Raw genomic sequence first — 15,634 nt, forward strand, 5'->3', positions numbered from 1 at the left:
CCCGGGGGGCCGCGGGGGGGGGGCGGGGGGGCCGCGGCGGGGGGGGGGGGGGGTGGGGCGGGGGGGGGGGGGGGGGGGGCGGGCCCCCCCCCCCCCCGCCGAGGGGGCCCGGTGCCGTCCCCGGTGGAAGACGGTCACCTCCCAGCCGCGGCCGAGCGCGGCCTGTACGACGGCCCGCCCCACGAACTCCGTACCGCCCAGCACAAGAAGTCTCATACCGGGGAGCGTGCCCGGTCGGGCCGCGGGAGGGAAGGGCGCTCTGCCGAGGGCAGAGCGCCCGGTCAGCGCCCGGTCGGCGGGGTGTACTTGTAGCCGACCCGGCGCACCGTCTGGATCGTCCGGCGGTGCTGGGCGCCCAGCTTGCGGCGCAGCCGGGCGATGTGGACGTCGACGGTGCGGCCGTCGCCGACGTGGCCGTACCCCCACACCGTGGTGACGAGCTGGTCGCGGGTGTGCACCCGGTGCGGGTGTGCCACCAGGTGGGCGAGCAGCTCGAACTCCAGGTAGGTGAGGTCGAGTTCGCGGCCGTCGATGCTCGCGGTGCGCCGCCCGGCGTCGACCCGCACCAGCGGGTCGCGGCCCGCGTCGCCGGCCACCCCCGTGTCGCCCGCCGCCACCGGCCCGTCCGGGACCGCGACCGGCAGGAACGGGGGGCGCTGGTCCGCCGGGACCAGCACCAGGTACCCGACCATGGGCGGCTGCCCGGGCAGGACGGGCAGGGTGTGCTGCGGAGCGGGCAGCCAGGTGGCGCCCGGCGGCAGGAAGTCCGCGATCTCCACGACCTCGTCCCGGTCGACTGCGCGCAGCCGGTGCCGGGCGCCGTTCGGGGAGGGGGTGGTGGGGGCGGCGGTGGACAGGGAACGAGTGGTCGCCATGAGAGGTCAACTCTTTCGCGCGAGGAGGTCGTCGGGCAGGACGACGGCCGCGACTCGTGGTCGGGCGCGCCTTGGGACGTACGTCGTTTCGCGCTGGCCGAAGGCCGGGGTACGGCTTTAGAGGGCCCGCGCGTTCACCGCGCGGCAACACACCCGGTCGAAGTCGTGGTGCTGACGGGAGGGCCAGAACGGCTCAAGGTCATGGCGACCCGTCGCGATGGGGTTCTGGAAGCCGGCCATGGGCCCATTGAAGCAGACAAGGGTTCGGGACAGCAGTCTCCTCTCACTGCTTGGACGCCTCCTTGACGCGAAGTCGCTGTCGCCCGCGCCCAGTCGGGGGTGCGTTCGCCCCTGATCAGGGGCCTTCCGCCCATCCGCCTCCCCGACACACCGTCTCGCCATCCGGACGAGGGTCGCTCGGCCGACCACCGTCACGGAGGCCGGCAGCCTCCGTACGGCGGACCGCAGGAAGCCGCCTCGGTACGGCGGACCGCAGGAAGCAGCCGCCGGATCGCCGGCCGGACCGGCGCGGGTCGGCGCGGCGGGTGCCGCCGTCCGCATGACGCAGCAGGGGCGCCCGCCGTGTCGGCGGGCGCCCCTGGGCGAAGCGGTGGGGATCAGGCCTGGCCGGCCTTCTCCAGGGCGGCGCAGCAGGTGTCCACCAGCAGGCGGGTCACCACGTACGGGTCGACGTTGGCGTTCGGGCGGCGGTCCTCGATGTAGCCCTTGCCGTCCTTCTCGACCTGCCACGGGATGCGGACCGAGGCGCCGCGGTCGGAGACGCCGTAGGAGTACTTGTCCCAGGGGGCGGTCTCGTGCAGGCCGGTCAGACGGTCGTCGATGCCGGCGCCGTAGTTCTTGACGTGGTCGAGCGGCTTGGAGCCCTCGCCGAGCGACTCGCACGCGGTGATGATCGCGTCGTAGCCCTCGCGCATCGCCCGGGTGGAGAAGTTGGTGTGCGCTCCCGCGCCGTTCCAGTCGCCCTTGACCGGCTTCGGGTCCAGGGTCGCGGAGACGCCGAAGTCCTCGGCGGTGCGGTACAGCAGCCAGCGGGCCACCCACAGCTGGTCGGAGACCTCCAGCGGGGCGAGCGGGCCGACCTGGAACTCCCACTGGCCGGGCATGACCTCGGCGTTGATGCCGGAGATGCCGAGACCGGCCTTCAGGCAGTTCTCCAGGTGGGCCTCGACGATCTCGCGGCCGAAGATCTCGTCGGCGCCGACACCGCAGTAGTAGCCGCCCTGGGGGGCCGGGAAGCCGCCCTCGGGGAAGCCCAGCGGACGGGCGCCGTCGAAGAAGGTGTACTCCTGCTCGATGCCGAAGATCGGCTCCTGCGCGCCGAACCGCTCGGCGACCTCGGCCAGCGCGGCACGGGTGTTGGACGGGTGCGGGGCCATGTCCGTGTCCAGGACCTCGCACAGCACCAGGATGTCGTCGCCGCCGCGGATCGGGTCCGGGCAGGTGAAGACCGGCTTGAGCACGCAGTCCGAGGAGTGCCCCTCGGCCTGGTTGGTGGAGGACCCGTCGAAGCCCCAGATCGGCAGCGTGTCGAGACCGGCGGAGGAACCCGTGATGATCTTCGTCTTCGAACGGAGCTTGGCCGTCGGCGCGGTGCCGTCGATCCAGATGTACTCAGCCTTGAAGGCCACGGGGCCACATCCTTCGGGGGTGGGTCGGGCGCACTCGGTGCGGGTGCTGCGGTGCTGCGGCACCGGGGCGCCGCGTCGATCTGCCCGGCAGCCTGTCAACAGGCGATTTCCCGGTCATTGCTCGAATGTGAACCCCGTGTTACCTGGCGTTTGTGTGCCGCGGCTCACATGGTGAGGCAGGGGCCGGTGAGGTATGGGGGCGGTCGCGGCCCGGCGCGGGACTCATGCGCGCCCCTCGGCGGCGGCCTCGCGCACCCCGCCCAGGAACCCCCGGATCGCCGCCAGCTGTCCCTCGTCGTATGCACGCAGCAGTTCCACGGACCGTTCGATCAGCGGCCCGAAGAACGCCTGGCCCAGCTCGACCGCGCGCTCCTCGACCTCGATCACGACCCGGCGCCGGTCCTGCCCGGAGCGCACCCGGCGCACCTGCCCGGCCTTCTCCAGCCGGTCGACGAGCGCGGTGGTCCCCGCGGAGTTGAGCCCGAGTGCGGACCCGAGGTGTCCGGCCGTCGTCTCCCCGCCCGCGCGCCGTGCGTCCATGAGCGCGATCAGCGCCCTGACGTCCGTGGGGTGCATGCCGTTCTGCTGCGCGAACCGGGCGCTGTGCAGGCCGAGTTCGACGGTGACGGCACGCAGCAGGTGGACGATCTCCATCCCGGGCGCAGGGTCGGGGCTTGGCGGGCTCGGCATGCGGGTCCTCCGGGCGTATCATCTCGCCGAACGAGTATCTTGCTGAGCGAGATAATAGGGGGTTCTCCGTGCCGGGAACGAGCGGGTACGACGCCGGCGCCTTCCGCGTCGCCTACGACAAGGTGCTGGCGGCATGGCCGGCGGACCGTGAGGCGCTGACGCTCGCCACGCCCTTCGGTGACACCCGGGTCAACGCCTGCGGCCCACGGGACGCACCCCCGCTCCTCCTGCTGCCGGGCGGCGGCGGAGCGACCTCCGTGTCCTGGTACGCCCAGGCCGCGGAACTGGCCCGCATCCGCCGCGTCTACGCCGCCGACCTGATCGGCGCCCCCGGCCTCGGCGGCCCGGCCGCCGACCGCCACCCCCGCACGGTCGCCGACCTGGCCGCCTGGCTCGACGCCCTCCTGGACGGCCTCGGCGCGACCGATGCCGACCTGGGGGGACACTCCTACGGCGCCTGGATCGCCCTGCACTACGCGCTGCGCGCACCTGCCCGGGTGCGCCGCCTGTTCCTCCTGGACCCGACCCAGTGCTTCGCCGGATACCGGGCGGCGTACCTGCTCCGTGCCCTGCCGATGCTGCTGCGGCCCTCGCCCCGACGGGTCCGCGCCTTCCTGGAGTGGGAGACCGGGGCGGGGGTTCCTCGCACTCATGGGGGGCACCCCGCCGGAGCGAAGCCCGGGCCGGGGGAGAGGCCGAGCGCGGGGGAGGCCGCCCGGCACCCCGACTGGCTCGCCCTCCAGGAGGCGGCCGCGGGATTTCCGTCCGCAAAGCCGGTGACGGGCCCGCGCCCGGCACCGGAGGCGCTGCGCGCCCTCGGTGTGCCGGTCCTGCTGCTCGTGGCCGCGAACAGCAGGACCCATGACCCTCGTGAGGTGGCGGCCCGGGCCGCCGCGGTGCTGCCGCGCGTGGAGACCGGCGTACTGCCGGACGTCTCGCACCACGCGCTGCCGCAGGCGGCATCTGCCGACCTGGCCCGCCGCCTCACCGCCTTCCTGTCGGACTCCTGAGCCTCACCCCACCTTCTCGATCACCGCGTGGCGGATGAGGAACTTGCCCGGCTCCCGGACCTGTTCGAAGGCCGCGTTGTTGAGCAGGACACAGCTGCCGGAGGGTGAAGTGACCTTCACCGTCGTGGACTTGTTGTTGTCCAGGTTGGTGACCTTCAGGGTCGTCCCCGCCGGGAACGTGCCGCTGGAAGCGGCCGGGGCACCGGCCTCGCCCGACAGCGTGACGGTCGAGCCCTTGCACACCTGCTGCCCGGAGGCCGCGGCGGCGCCGCCGCCGTTGGCGCCCGCGGCACCGTTCTGCGCCCCCTGCTGGCCGTTGCCCTGCTGACCGGCCTGCTGGCCCTTGCCCTGCTGGCCCGCCTGCTGGCCGTTGCCCTGCTGACCGGCCTGCTGGCCGTTGCCGTTCTGCGCCGCCTGGGAGTCCTGAGCCGACTCCCCAACCGTGCACCCGGCCGCCTTCTGCTGGACCTCGATCTGCTTGAGGACCGCCTCGCGGTTGGCGATCCGGGCCGCCGACTGGGCGTCCGGATGTGCCTTCTGGTCCGCGATGAACTTGTCGTTGTTGCCGTGGGCCGTGGCCAGCCCCTGGCAGACGTTCGAGTTCCCGGCGGACAGCGTCCTGGCGTTCTGCGGGCTCGCGGCGTTCGAGGTGGACGCGAGGGCGAAGGCCCCGCCGCCCGCCACCGCGGCGGCACTGACGAGCAGCGCGAGCTTCTTCTTGGTGCTGAAAGTTCTCCTGCGCGACATAACGCGCCTCCTGAAGAGGTAGGGGAGCGTACGCCGCTATGTACGAGATGCCGAACGGGGTTACTCAGCGGTTGCAGAAGTTACTGAAGTAACCTGCGTCACAGTGGAGTTGAGTGCCGTCAGTCCTTGCTCCGGGAGAGTGCCTCCTGTACGGCATCGTCGGTGCGGGCCACCAGGGCGGTCCCGTCGTCCGCGGTGATGATCGGGCGCTGGATGAGCCGGGGATGCCCGGCGAGCGCCTTGATCCACCGGTCCCGCGAGGCCTCGTCCCGGTCCCACTCCTTGAGCCCCAGCTCCTTGGCCGCGGACTCCTGGGTGCGGGTGATGTCCCACGGCTCAAGACCGAGCCGTGCGAGCACGGCCCTGATCTCGTCCTCGCTCGGCACGTCCTCCAGATAGCGGCGGACGGTGTAGTCGGCCCCCTCGGCGTCGAGCAGGCCGATCGCGCTGCGGCACTTGGAGCAGGCCGGATTGATCCAGATTTCCATGGGGTCCACGGTATGCGAGAACGGCCCCGCGCCGGTGTCGCGGGTGGGTCCCACGGCGAGCGGCGCTCCGTGCCCCGGCCCACGCGCGCACGAGGGGCGGCCCCGGCTGCGGCCAACGGCGACGACCGGTCCGGCCGTGCTGGCCGGCGTTCCTTGTTCGAATTTTTCGCCGCCCCACGGACCTCATCCGGATCTACCGTGACAGGACGTCAAATCACGGTCCCACCTGGATGTTTCCTCGACTGTGCGGACTCCCTCGATGTCAGTGCCGACCGGTAGAATAGAGGCAGTGTTCGAGGGGCTCACCGGGAGTTCCGGTGGGTGCCCGACCGCGACAGGAGGATGCCAGTGCCCGCTGCCGCTCTGAAGCCCAAGCCGTTGCCCACCCAGTCCACCGCCAAGCGCTCCGTTCGGCTCGACTCGCCCTATGCGCCGGCGGCGAAGCGTCCGCTGCCCGCCGGGCGGCCGCGCGAGTGGTACGTCACGCACAACCGGCGTCTGAAGGCCATGCGCCTCGCCATAGCCCTGCTCGACTCCGGGATCTACGTGCCGAACCAGGCCCGCAACGAGACCATCCGCAGCACGGCGGAGGAACTCGGTGTGCACCCGCCGTCGGACACGACGTGCCACATGGTGCGTGCGTTCATGCGTTACAGCCGGTGAGTCCGGTGCCGGGTGCCCCGCGCCGATGCGGGGCACCCGGCGCGTCACGCCGTCAACTCCCGCTCCAGCGGAGTCCGGAAGCGCGGCGTGACCTTCGTGGTCCCCAGCCACCCCTGCAGTCGCTCCGCCTGAGCGGCGACCGCCGCCCCGGCCTCGCGCCGGGCGCCCTCCTCGGTGATCCGCCAGACGATCTCGCCGTCCGCGCGCTGGCCCCAGCCGCCCACCACCCGGCCGTTCCACCACACCGTCGGCCCCACGTTGCCGCTGCGGTCGAAGAGGTCCGCACGCAGTTCCGGTGCCAGATACCAGTCCCGTTGCTGCCAGGCCATGGCCGTCGGATCGAGGCCGGGGAGCAGCGCCGCCCAGGGCTCCGCGGGGGCCTCGACCGGATCCGTGTCGCCGTCGGCGACATAGCCCGTCCCCTCCTCCAGGGTCACCTCCTGCGCGCCGATGGCCGAAAGGGCCCGCCGGACCTCCGTCACGCGCCAGCCCGTCCACCACTTCAGGTCCGCCTCCGTCGCCGGACCGCACGCTCTCAGCCAGCGGCCCAGCAGGTCCGCCTGCGCCCGGGCCGCGTCCAGTTCCGGGTGCTCCGGTGCCGGTGCCCAGCGGAACTGGCTCGACGTCCAGGACCCGAGGGGGCGGCCGCGGACCACCTTGCCCTCGACGCCGAGGACGCGCAGCAGGCGCGAGGAGACCGTGTGGACGCCCTCGTAGCTCTTCCCGGCCGCGTACACGAACTGCTCGCGCAGGCGCGGCTCGTCCGCCGCCAGCTCCGCCGCCGTCGCCTGGCCGCGCCTGGCCAGCGCGGCCAGCGTGGCCTCCTCGACCTCCTCCAGCCAGGCCGCGTCCGGGGCGCCCGCCCGGGCCATGTCCTTGACGAGCGAGGCCCGTTCCCGCGCGGCCACCGTGAGGCCGGTCGAGGCGTGCACGACCGCCGTCAGCTCCGTGGGGAACACGAACACCGTGTGCCGCATGCCGTGCATGCGGACGAGCGTGCGGTCCTCGTACAGGGCCCGTTCCGTCTCCGGGACCGCCTTCGCCGGGTCGGCCAGCCGCGCCGCCACCGCCAGGTGCACCGTCGCCGGGTCCGTACCGTGCAGCGCCACCAGGGCGGCGGCCACCTCCTCGGGCGCCGCCGCCCGCGCCGTACCCGCGAGACGGTGCCGCAGGGCGAGCCGCGCCCGCCGCTGAGCCGTACCGATGTGCCGCCGCCCGTCGCCCATGCCGACCTCCGCGTCCCGCCCGCGATGTTCTTCCCACATGGTCGCCGATGCCACTGACAACCGGCCCCTTCACCGTTCGCCCCCGCCCGCATGCGCCGGTCGGCACGTGCGGACTTGGGACGTCAAACGGCTCGCGGCCAGTGTGGCCACGGCCGCCCGGGAGAACGGGCACAGCACCTCCCAGGCGCGGGCCGCGGCCCACGCGGCCGCCACCGGGTACCGCATCGCCATAGCCGCCTACCTCGGCGCCGCCGACACCTTCGACCGCGCCGTCGCCGACTTCGCGCTCGCCTACGCGGACCGGACCGCCGCCGACCACCGCACCCTCGGCGCGGCCATCGCGGCAGGCACGGTGACGGCGGAGCCGGGGGTGTGACGGCGCGGAGCCGCGGGTGTGACACCGGGACGTCAGCGGGGCGCGCCCGCGCCCGCCCGGCTTTCCGGCCCGGATCGACCGCGGGGACGGGAACGAAGGTCGGCCGGGGCCGGCCGCCGGGTCCGGGCCGACGCCTCAGGCCGACGCCTCAGCCGTACCGCTCCAGGAGCCCGCCCACGTACGCCTCCACCCGCTCGGCCAGCACCTGTGGCGTCAGGTCCGTACGGCCCAGCTCGCGCCAGGGCCGGGCCAGCTTCTCGGCGTCGGGGACGTAGGCCAGGGTGTCGAGCAGCCGCCAGTACAGGTGGTCGCGGCCGTGGGCCAGACCGGAGCCGCCCTGTGCCTCGTACCGGTCCCGGAAGGCGAGCCCCTGCGCGGGGCCGTGGAGCAGGGCGAGCGCCGTGGAGCAGTGGGCCACGTCGAGGTCGGCGGGGCCCCACGAGGTCTCCACCCAGTCGACGACCCCGGTCACCCGCAGCCCCGCCCCCGCCCCGGTGAACAGCACGTTCCCCGGGTGGAAGTCCCGGTGCAGGAAGCGCCCCCGGTACGGCGGCGGGTCCCGGCGGATCGCGTCCGCCGCCCGGGCCCACGGCGCACCGTCCGGGGTGTCGAGCCGGTCCGGGCCCGTCCAGGCCTCATAGGTGCGCGGACGCTCCCGGGGGACGACCGCGTGGATACGGACCAGCTGGGCGGCGAGCAGGTCCAGCCGCCGGTCCATGGCCGCCTCGTCCTCCTGGTCCACCCGCACCAGGCCCGGCAGCCGCGTCATCAGCAGGCTGGGATGGTCGCAGTGTTCGCCGGCGGCGTCCACGGCGACCAGCGCCGGTGCGGGGATGCCCTCCTGCCCGGCGAGCAGGCCGAGAACGGACGCCTCCCGGGACAGCAGGCCCGCGGCGTGGCGCCGGAAGAAGGGCCGTACGAAGGTGCGCAGCACCAGCTCCTGCCCGTCGTCCAGGGTGAGCCCGCGCATCTGAGCCGACCAGCCGCCCGTGAGCCGCTGCGCGTCGGCGACCGTACGGCCGTGCGGCAGCTGCCCGATCACCCAGCTGTGCGTCGCCGCCCAGCCCCGCTCGTCGAGACCGCTCAGCAGGGCGGCGGCGAATCTGCCGCGGTCCTCGGCGTGGTCGCCGAACCACAGGCCCAACCGGTGCTCGGCGTGCGGGAGTTCGAAGCGGGTGTACTGGGAGCGGGCCGACAGTGCGTCCTGCACGGCCTCGGTCACCTCGGCCGGGATGACCGCGTCGCTGCCCGGCACGGCCAGCACCGACCGCCCCTCGTAGGCCCGCAGCACCTCCAGGGCGGGCGAGGCGCGCCAGCTGCCCGGAGTACGGATGATCTCGCTGAACCGGCCCCGGCCGTCGCCGAAGGGCACGTCCCAGGCCTCGGGCGTGTACACGGCGGGCGCGCACAGGCCCACGGCCGCCACCCGCTGCCCGTAGTGGCGGATGAGGTCCGCCACCGTCTGCCCGCTCATGCTGAAACCCACCAGGACCAGAGGATCACGGGCCGGGGCCAGACCGCCGATCACCGCCACGGCCTGCTCGAAACGGCGGCGCAGGCTCAACTCCGACAGTTCCCCGGTGCTTTCCCCGTGCCCGGAGAAGTCGAAGGCCAGGGCGAGGCAGCCGTGCGCGGCGAACTCGGCGAGCAGCGGCAGCAGCCGCTCCTTGCTGCCCGTGCCGGCCCCGTGCAGAAGGACGACGGTCGCCCGTCCCGGCGGGCCCGCGCTCACCGCGCTCAGCCGCTCACCGTCGTACGTGTACGTCAGGGTGTCGTACTCGCAAGAGAATCCGGGGAGTTCACTCATACGAGTCATTGACTCACAACCGCCGGGCCACACGGAAAACCAGGTGCACCCGCGGTAGCGGTCTCCCTACGCTGAACAAACGTCGCGAAGCCGACACGTCCCCCTTCTCACACGCACGCCACACTCACCCCGCGGAGGTCTGTCATGGGTGGCATCGTCGTCACCGGGACCGTCGTCCTGGTGATTCTCGGATTCGGAAACCACTTCTGGTGGCTCGTCGCCGCCGTCCTGATCCATCTGTACGTGAAGCACGGCCGGGGCTCTCACGGCGCGGCCCCGCCGGCCGCCCCGGGGCCGCAGCCCGACTCCTACCGGGCGTACCGCGAGCGCCGTGACCGCCAGGCCAAGTGGGAGCGCCGCTACCGCCGCGAGCGCCCCTTTGAGGCCCGGCGTCAGGAGCGGGAGAAGCAGGGGTGAGCCCGTGGGGCGCCGTCGGTCACAGGCCGGGGGCGCCCCACACCGGGAACCAGCGGCTCAGGTCCTGCTCGATCCGGAGGTCGCTCGCGAGGGTCGCCTTCACCTGCAACTCCAGCGCGTTGTCCCGGTGTTCGGCGCCGCCGGGCAGCGGTGCGAAGGGATAGAAGGTGCCGCGTTTGTAGAGGTAGACGAGGGCCAGCCGGCGGCCGGTGTCGTCCGCGAACGCGGCCAGGGAGCACAGCAGCTGCGGGCCGAAACCGTTGACCTCCATCGAGCTGTTCACCGCGTGCAGATCGTTGACCAGCTGGGGCAGCTGGTCGGGTTGCCGCCGCGAGACCAGCCAGGAGTAGCCGTAGTCGTCCTGGCGCAGTTCCACCGGGGGACCGGCGCGGTCGGCGTCCGCGTCGAGCAGCGCCTGGACCTCCCGGTGGGTCTGCTCGAAGGCCGCGCCCTCGACCGTGGCGAAGCACACCGCGCCGCTGCCGGTCGGCGTGAACCCGGCCGCCGCCTCAAGTGTCACGGCCGCCGACGGCAGCGCGAACAGCTGGTCGAGGTCGGGCGCGACGGGCTTCGTACGGCCCAGCAGGATGTCCAGCAGCCCCAAGGTTCAGCCCGCCTTCCGCAGTGCCGCACTCGGCGTCCCGTCGGTCACCGGTACCGCGCTCGTCTTCCCGTCGGCCGGGGGAACCGTGTTCGGCTTCCGGTCGGCCATCGGTACCGCGCTCGGTTTCCCGTAGGTCATGGGTACCGCACTCGGCTCCCCGTCCGCCATCGTCCGATCAGCCCGTCTTGTCCGGCGTGGCCGCCTCGCCGAGTTCCCCGGAGATCCGGCCCAGCTGCTCCAGGCGCTGCTCCAGGGGCGGATGGGTGGAGAAGAAGCGCTCGATGCCGGGCTCCTTCCCGGTCGCCGGGGTGAAGTAGAACGCGTTGAAGGCCTGGGCCGTGCGCAGGTCCTTGGTCGGGATCCGGGCGATGTCCCCGGAGACCTTGGTGAGCGCCGAAGCCAGGGCCGAGGGCCGGCCGGTCAGATGCGCGGCAGCCCGGTCGGCCGCCAGCTCCCGGTACCGGGACAGGGCTCTGATCAGCAGGAAGCTGATCGCGTACACGGCTGCCGAGACCGCCATCACGACGGCGAAGACGGCGGCGGTGTTCTGGTCCCTGCGGCCTCCGCCGAAGAGCTGCGAGTAGAAGGCGAACCGCACGATGAGGCCCGCGATCACGCCGAGGAACGACGCGATCGTGATCACCGCGACGTCCTTGTGCGCCACGTGCGACAGCTCGTGCGCGAGCACGCCCTCCAGCTCGGCGGGCTCCAGCCGCCGCAGCAGCCCCGTGGTCACGCAGACGACCGCGTGGTCGGGATTGCGCCCGGTCGCGAACGCGTTCGGCATGTCCATCTCGGACACGGCCACCACCGGCTTGGGCATGTCCGCGATCGCGCACAGCCGGTCGACGACCGCGTGCAGCCCGGGATACTCCTCCCGCTCCACGACCCGCCCGTGCATGGCGAACATCGCGATCCGGTCGGAGAACCAGAACTGTGCCACGAACATCGCGCCCACCAGGACGACGACCAGCAGCCAGGACTTGAGCAACACGATCAACGCGGCGATGAACGCCACGTACAGCAGCCCGAGCAGGAACAGCGTCACCGTCATTCGCACGGTCAGGCGCCGATCGCTTCTGAAGCGGCTCTGCATCTGCACCACCCCGCAGTCACGCACTCGTCCCGCTGTCCAGTGTGCACCTGCGGATCGTCATGAGGAGGTCGCGTACAGACCTAGGGGCAGCAAAAGACTTCCCGCGCGTCCGGGACCCGGCCGAGGCGGCTTCGGCGCGCCCCGGCTCATGCGGCACAGGAGGGCTCGGCCATGCGATTCCGGGCCCCGGCGCAGCGCCTCCAGCACCTCCTCCGCGTCCTTCTCCGCGTTCTTCTCCGCCAGGGCTGCCAGGGCTGCCAGGGCTGCCAGGGCTGCCAAGGCGGCCAGGGCCTCGGCGAGCCGCTTCCTGGCCCGCTCGCGCACCGGCTGTGCCCAGTCGGTGCACCGAACGGCGACCAGTGGAAGAAGCGTCGGGAGCCCGGCGACCCGCCCCAGCGCCCGGTGCCGGATCCGGCCGTCGCGGTGACACAGGGTGAGCGCTAGATGTCCCTCGGTGAGCGGTCCGTCACCGCGCAGTACGGCGCCCGCCGAGCGCCCGCCGTCCGCCCCTTCCCGGGCGGGCACGACGTACGGCGGGAAGGAAAGCTCCTCGGCCCACACCCCCTCGTCCAGCGCCGGCCAGGCGGCCGGGTCGCCGGTGTCGAGGACCTCTGGCAGCCCGGCACCGTCGGCCAGCCGCCGAGCGGCCCGCCCTTGCCCCGCTCCCGACCTCCCCCTGCACCCGGTGTCCCCTAATACGGGGAGCGCATCTGCGCGTACCCGAGCAGGACGATCACCGCGGCCACACAGCCGAGCACGATGACCGTGGAGACCCACGACGAGCGTCGCGGCGTCGCCGGCTCCGGGTCGGCGCGGAACGGCGCCGGGTCCGGCGGACTGTCCTTCCAGCGGGCGGCGAGCATCCGGGCGCGGGCCGAGGGCTCCTTGTGCTCGGCCGAATTCGCCCACTTGTGATCAAACTCGCGTTCCCAGTCGTCCTGTTCGCTCATCCCCGTTCAACCTCTCTCGTCGGACAGAACCAGGAGGATGATCCCCCGAGAGTAGGAATCATGGGAAGCGCGGAAGGTTGCACGGGCGGCCCGCTGATTCCCGGTCGATCTCGTCAGGATGCTGGGTGGTCGCCGGACGGCTAGCATCTACAGATGAGAGCCGCGCCACAGGGTGCGCCGGACGTGCGCAATCCCCGTTCCGCAGGGGACCGAGAGCCCTGTTTCCTCTACCCGGGCGGCGACACCTACGACCACGCCGGACCCAGAATCCGGGCTCGTGGCCATCCGTCTCGTGCCTCGAACACGACCGCACGAGGGGGTGGAAGGAGGGCAGTTCCATGAATGCACATCGCGCGAGGCGTCTTGCCGCCGCGTCCGCCATCGGCGTTCTGATGGCAAGCGGAGTGGCGATCGGCACCGCCGGCACCGCGTCGGCAGCAACGCCGACCCAGGTTTCCACCAACCGTGGCTGCTTCAACGGCGGGTTCGGAAACTGCTACGGCTTCGGCAACGGCTTCGGCTTCGGCAACGGCTACGGCTTCTTCAACAACGGCTTCGGCTACGGCAACGGCTACGGCTACAACAACTCCCCCGTCGTGGTGGTGGTCGTGAGCTGACGGGCCCGGCCCCACCCCGCAACACGGTCGAGGGCCGTCACCCGGAGATGCTCCGGGTGACGGCCCTCGGTGTCGGCCGGCGAAAGCGAGACAGCCCAAGGCGCATCGACCACGGCCTGCACAAGGCAACCGTGCCCGTTCCGGGGATCCTCAAGGCCTTGTCGGTGAGCCCGGGGCCCGAAAAGCCGCCGGCCGGCTCTCCCGTGCTGGGAGAGCCGGCCGACGGCCCACAGACGGCCCAGGGGAGCGGTTGCCAGCTCTGACCTGGGGCGATATCACACGTCGAAGTACAGCTCGAACTCGTGCGGGTGCGGGCGCAGCTGCAGCGGGGCGATCTCGTTCGTGCGCTTGAAGTCGATCCACGTCTCGATCAGGTCCGGCGTGAACACGTCGCCCTGGAGGAGGAACTCGTGGTCGGCCTCCAGGGAGTCGAGGACGGCCGGCAGCGAGGTCGGGACCTGGGCCACGTTGGCGTGCTCCTCGGGAGCCAGCTCGTAGAGGTCCTTGTCGATCGGCTCGGCCGGCTCGATCTTGTTCTTGATGCCGTCCAGGCCCGCGAGGAGCAGGGCGGAGAAGGCCAGGTACGGGTTGCCGGAGGAGTCCGGGGCGCGGAACTCGACGCGCTTGGCCTTCGGGTTGGAGCCCGTGATCGGGATACGCATGGCCGCGGAGCGGTTGCGCTGCGAGTACACCAGGTTGATCGGCGCCTCGAAGCCCGGCACCAGACGGTGGTACGAGTTCACCGTCGGGTTGGTGAAGGCCAGCAGCGACGGGGCGTGCCTGAGGATGCCGCCGATGTAGTAGCGGGCCATGTCCGACAGGCCCGCGTAGCCGGCCTCGTCGTAGAACAGCGGGTCGCCGTTGCTCCACAGCGACTGGTGCACGTGCATGCCCGAGCCGTTGTCACCGAAGATCGGCTTCGGCATGAAGGTCGCGGTCTTGCCGTTGCGCCAGGCGACGTTCTTCACGATGTACTTGAAGAGCTGGAGGTCGTCGGCGGCGGCGAGCAGCGTGTTGAACTTGTAGTTGATCTCCGCCTGGCCGGCGGTGCCCACCTCGTGGTGCTGGCGCTCGACCTTCAGGCCGTTCTTCTCCAGCTCCAGGGAGATCTCGGCGCGCAGGTCGGCGAAGTGGTCGACCGGCGGGACCGGGAAGTAGCCGCCCTTGTAGCGGACCTTGTAACCACGGTTGTCCTCCAGGGCGCCGGTGTTCCAGGCACCCGCCTCGGAGTCGATGTGGTAGAAGGACTCGTTCGCGCTGGTCGCGAAGCGGACGGAGTCGAAGACGTAGAACTCGGCCTCGGGACCGAAGTAGGCGGTGTCCGCGATACCGGTCGAGGCGAGGTAGGCCTCGGCCTTCTTGGCCACGTTGCGCGGGTCACGGGAGTACTGCTCGCCCGTGATCGGGTCGTGGATGAAGAAGTTGATGTTGAGGGTCTTGTCCCGGCGGAACGGGTCCACCCGGGACGTGGACAGGTCGGCGCGCAGCGCCATGTCGGACTCGTGGATGGCCTGGAACCCGCGGATCGACGACCCGTCGAAGGCCAGCTCCTCGTCCGGGTCGAACGCCTCAACGGGCACCGTGAAGTGCTGCATGACGCCCGGCAGGTCGCAGAAGCGGACGTCGACGAACTTGACGTCCTCGTCCGCGATGAACTTCTTGGCCTCGTCGGCGTTCTGGAACATCCAGCTCCTCCTACTCCCGACCGTCCTCGCCGGGGTGGTAGATCGTTCGTGCGGCCAGTGCGGTGGCACACGCTGGTCTCGACCCTAGGGACGGGTGATTTCTCGGGCGTGACCCGTTTGTTTCGCAGAAGTTAACCGGCCACGGTTCCACCGTAGCCCCGACACACCCCTCCGCGCTGTGTCCGGATCCGGGCGCAGTACCGTGGTCGGGTGGACAACAGGCAAGCAATCGGATCGTGGCTGTCCGGGCCGCGCGCGGCCATGGAAGAAGCCGGGGCCGACTTCGGATACCGGGGTGAGCAGCTCGGCCTCCCCGAGGAGGGACCGAACTCGATCGCCCGGCCCGGCAGGCGGCTCGGGGCGCTCGCCGTGGACTGGGGTCTGTGCGTCTTGATCGCATACGGCCTGATCACGCACGGCAACAGCCCGGCCACCAGCAACTGGGCGCTGCTCGTCTTCTTCGTGATGAGCGCCCTGACGGTCGGCACGATCGGCTTCACCCCGGGCAAGCGCCTGTTCGGCATCCGGGTCGTGGCCCTGCAGACCGGCACGGTCAACCCGTTGCGCTCCCTGCTGCGCACCGTGCTGCTGTGCCTCGCGATCCCCGCGCTGATCTGGGACCGGGACGGCCGCGGCCTGCACGACCGGATCGCGAAGACCGTCGAGGTACGCGCCTGATCCCCGCCCCTTCGCCGACGACACGGGCCGGCCCCGGAACCCTGAGGTTCCGGGGC

General features: G+C 72.0%; 18 protein-coding genes and 2 pseudogenes. 8 read left to right on the forward strand and 12 right to left on the reverse strand.

Translation table 11 applies throughout. The features are described from left to right. Positions 1-281: 281 nt before the first annotated feature. From ACFZCP_RS42935 to ACFZCP_RS42945, 3 genes are all read right to left on the reverse strand, one after another. Complete coding sequence (locus ACFZCP_RS42935; protein ID WP_391442206.1) at positions 282-875, reverse strand: winged helix-turn-helix domain-containing protein; 594 nt, start codon at positions 873-875, stop codon at positions 282-284. A 617-nt stretch (positions 876-1,492) separates the two neighbouring features. Further along, positions 1,493-2,524 (reverse strand): glutamine synthetase, encoded by a 1,032-nt coding sequence (gene glnII / locus ACFZCP_RS42940; RefSeq protein ID WP_362679500.1) that lies wholly within the window; start codon positions 2,522-2,524, stop codon positions 1,493-1,495. A 222-nt stretch (positions 2,525-2,746) separates the two neighbouring features. Then, positions 2,747-3,214, reverse strand: coding sequence for a MarR family transcriptional regulator (locus ACFZCP_RS42945; protein ID WP_391442207.1), 468 nt, complete (start codon positions 3,212-3,214; stop codon positions 2,747-2,749). Between the two features lie 68 nt (positions 3,215-3,282). Here ACFZCP_RS42945 and ACFZCP_RS42950 point away from each other — a divergent pair, with 68 nt between their 5' ends. Further along, positions 3,283-4,224 carry an alpha/beta fold hydrolase gene (locus ACFZCP_RS42950; protein WP_391442208.1) on the forward strand — a complete coding sequence of 314 codons (942 nt, stop codon included), beginning with the start codon at positions 3,283-3,285 and terminating at the stop codon, positions 4,222-4,224. Between the two features lie 3 nt (positions 4,225-4,227). Here the strand turns inward: ACFZCP_RS42950 and ACFZCP_RS42955 are convergent, their stop codons facing one another. Further along, positions 4,228-4,971, reverse strand: a complete 744-nt coding sequence (locus ACFZCP_RS42955) for a hypothetical protein (protein ID WP_391442209.1) — start codon at positions 4,969-4,971, stop codon at positions 4,228-4,230. Positions 4,972-5,090: 119 nt separating this feature from the next. Next, entirely contained in the window at positions 5,091-5,459 is a 369-nt protein-coding gene (locus ACFZCP_RS42960) for an ArsC/Spx/MgsR family protein (protein ID WP_391442210.1), read from the reverse strand. 348 nt (positions 5,460-5,807) lie between these two features. Here ACFZCP_RS42960 and ACFZCP_RS42965 point away from each other — a divergent pair, with 348 nt between their 5' ends. Next, positions 5,808-6,122 (forward strand): hypothetical protein, encoded by a 315-nt coding sequence (locus ACFZCP_RS42965; protein ID WP_362679515.1) that lies wholly within the window; start codon positions 5,808-5,810, stop codon positions 6,120-6,122. 44 nt (positions 6,123-6,166) lie between these two features. Here ACFZCP_RS42965 and ACFZCP_RS42970 read toward each other — a convergent pair whose 3' ends face one another. Next, a complete protein-coding gene (locus ACFZCP_RS42970) occupies positions 6,167-7,348 on the reverse strand; it encodes a DNA glycosylase AlkZ-like family protein (RefSeq protein ID WP_391442256.1) in 1,182 nt (393 codons plus the stop codon). 37 nt (positions 7,349-7,385) lie between these two features. Between ACFZCP_RS42970 and ACFZCP_RS42975 the strand changes: the two are divergent. Both ACFZCP_RS42975 and ACFZCP_RS42980 read left to right on the forward strand, forming a co-directional pair. Then, positions 7,386-7,526 (forward strand): annotated as a pseudogene (locus ACFZCP_RS42975) (hypothetical protein); the annotation flags it as partial. 6 nt (positions 7,527-7,532) lie between these two features. After that, a pseudogene (locus ACFZCP_RS42980) lies at positions 7,533-7,724 on the forward strand (DUF2252 family protein); the annotation flags it as partial. A 148-nt stretch (positions 7,725-7,872) separates the two neighbouring features. On the opposite strand, the gene ACFZCP_RS42985 reads toward ACFZCP_RS42980, so the two are convergent. Next, a complete protein-coding gene (locus ACFZCP_RS42985; RefSeq protein ID WP_391442211.1) occupies positions 7,873-9,531 on the reverse strand; it encodes an alpha/beta fold hydrolase in 1,659 nt (552 codons plus the stop codon). Positions 9,532-9,675: 144 nt separating this feature from the next. Here ACFZCP_RS42985 and ACFZCP_RS42990 point away from each other — a divergent pair, with 144 nt between their 5' ends. Further along, positions 9,676-9,948 carry a hypothetical protein gene (locus ACFZCP_RS42990; RefSeq protein WP_391442212.1) on the forward strand — a complete coding sequence of 91 codons (273 nt, stop codon included), beginning with the start codon at positions 9,676-9,678 and terminating at the stop codon, positions 9,946-9,948. A gap of 19 nt (positions 9,949-9,967) precedes the next feature. On the opposite strand, the gene ACFZCP_RS42995 is transcribed toward ACFZCP_RS42990, so the two are convergent. Beyond that, on the reverse strand, positions 9,968-10,552 hold the full coding sequence (locus ACFZCP_RS42995) for a hypothetical protein (RefSeq protein WP_391442213.1): 585 nt from the start codon (positions 10,550-10,552) through the stop codon (positions 9,968-9,970). Between ACFZCP_RS42995 and ACFZCP_RS43000 the strand changes: the two genes are divergently transcribed. Further along, positions 10,536-10,685, forward strand: a complete 150-nt coding sequence (locus tag ACFZCP_RS43000; RefSeq protein ID WP_391442214.1) for a hypothetical protein — start codon at positions 10,536-10,538, stop codon at positions 10,683-10,685. The two genes, ACFZCP_RS42995 and ACFZCP_RS43000, sit on opposite strands and share 17 nt — an antisense overlap. 42 nt (positions 10,686-10,727) lie before the next feature. On the opposite strand, the gene htpX is transcribed toward ACFZCP_RS43000, so the two are convergent. The 3 genes from htpX to ACFZCP_RS43015 all read right to left on the reverse strand — a co-directional run bounded on the left by htpX (position 10,728) and on the right by ACFZCP_RS43015 (position 12,598). Further along, positions 10,728-11,648: a zinc metalloprotease HtpX gene (htpX, locus tag ACFZCP_RS43005; protein ID WP_391442215.1), complete on the reverse strand. Its 921-nt coding sequence runs from the start codon at positions 11,646-11,648 to the stop codon at positions 10,728-10,730. Between the two features lie 57 nt (positions 11,649-11,705). Continuing rightward, positions 11,706-12,209, reverse strand: a complete 504-nt coding sequence (locus ACFZCP_RS43010; RefSeq protein ID WP_391442216.1) for a hypothetical protein — start codon at positions 12,207-12,209, stop codon at positions 11,706-11,708. Between the two features lie 131 nt (positions 12,210-12,340). Beyond that, a complete protein-coding gene (locus tag ACFZCP_RS43015) occupies positions 12,341-12,598 on the reverse strand; it encodes a hypothetical protein (RefSeq protein ID WP_362679533.1) in 258 nt (85 codons plus the stop codon). Between the two features lie 338 nt (positions 12,599-12,936). On the opposite strand from ACFZCP_RS43015, the gene ACFZCP_RS43020 reads away from it, so the two are divergent. Continuing rightward, complete coding sequence (locus ACFZCP_RS43020; RefSeq protein WP_391442217.1) at positions 12,937-13,215, forward strand: hypothetical protein; 279 nt, start codon at positions 12,937-12,939, stop codon at positions 13,213-13,215. 275 nt (positions 13,216-13,490) lie between these two features. On the opposite strand, the gene glnA is transcribed toward ACFZCP_RS43020, so the two are convergent. Next, positions 13,491-14,900, reverse strand: a complete 1,410-nt coding sequence (gene glnA / locus ACFZCP_RS43025) for a type I glutamate--ammonia ligase (protein ID WP_362679539.1) — start codon at positions 14,898-14,900, stop codon at positions 13,491-13,493. 210 nt (positions 14,901-15,110) lie between these two features. Here glnA and ACFZCP_RS43030 point away from each other — a divergent pair, with 210 nt between their 5' ends. Then, positions 15,111-15,578 carry an RDD family protein gene (locus ACFZCP_RS43030; RefSeq protein ID WP_391442218.1) on the forward strand — a complete coding sequence of 156 codons (468 nt, stop codon included), beginning with the start codon at positions 15,111-15,113 and terminating at the stop codon, positions 15,576-15,578. Positions 15,579-15,634 lie beyond the last annotated feature (56 nt).

The organism is Streptomyces sp. NPDC007971, assembly GCF_042958635.1.
In the GTDB taxonomy this organism is placed as follows: Bacteria; Actinomycetota; Actinomycetes; order Streptomycetales; family Streptomycetaceae; genus Streptomyces.

Excerpts from the sequence above, each read along its gene's own strand:
- htpX (WP_391442215.1), bottom strand. The coding sequence starts at position 11,648 with ATGCAGAGCCGCTTCAGAAGCGATCGGCGCCTGACCGTGCGAATGACG.
- ACFZCP_RS42970 (WP_391442256.1), bottom strand. The coding sequence starts at position 7,348 with ATGGGCGACGGGCGGCGGCACATCGGTACGGCTCAGCGGCGGGCGCGG.
- ACFZCP_RS43015 (WP_362679533.1), bottom strand. The coding sequence starts at position 12,598 with ATGAGCGAACAGGACGACTGGGAACGCGAGTTTGATCACAAGTGGGCG.
- glnA (WP_362679539.1), bottom strand. The coding sequence starts at position 14,900 with ATGTTCCAGAACGCCGACGAGGCCAAGAAGTTCATCGCGGACGAGGAC.
- ACFZCP_RS42945 (WP_391442207.1), bottom strand. The coding sequence starts at position 3,214 with ATGCCGAGCCCGCCAAGCCCCGACCCTGCGCCCGGGATGGAGATCGTC.
- ACFZCP_RS42985 (WP_391442211.1), bottom strand. The coding sequence starts at position 9,531 with ATGAGTGAACTCCCCGGATTCTCTTGCGAGTACGACACCCTGACGTAC.
- ACFZCP_RS43020 (WP_391442217.1), top strand. The coding sequence starts at position 12,937 with ATGAATGCACATCGCGCGAGGCGTCTTGCCGCCGCGTCCGCCATCGGC.
- ACFZCP_RS43000 (WP_391442214.1), top strand. The coding sequence starts at position 10,536 with ATGTCCAGCAGCCCCAAGGTTCAGCCCGCCTTCCGCAGTGCCGCACTC.
- ACFZCP_RS42955 (WP_391442209.1), bottom strand. The coding sequence starts at position 4,971 with ATGTCGCGCAGGAGAACTTTCAGCACCAAGAAGAAGCTCGCGCTGCTC.
- ACFZCP_RS42935 (WP_391442206.1), bottom strand. The coding sequence starts at position 875 with ATGGCGACCACTCGTTCCCTGTCCACCGCCGCCCCCACCACCCCCTCC.
- ACFZCP_RS42990 (WP_391442212.1), top strand. The coding sequence starts at position 9,676 with ATGGGTGGCATCGTCGTCACCGGGACCGTCGTCCTGGTGATTCTCGGA.
- ACFZCP_RS42960 (WP_391442210.1), bottom strand. The coding sequence starts at position 5,459 with ATGGAAATCTGGATCAATCCGGCCTGCTCCAAGTGCCGCAGCGCGATC.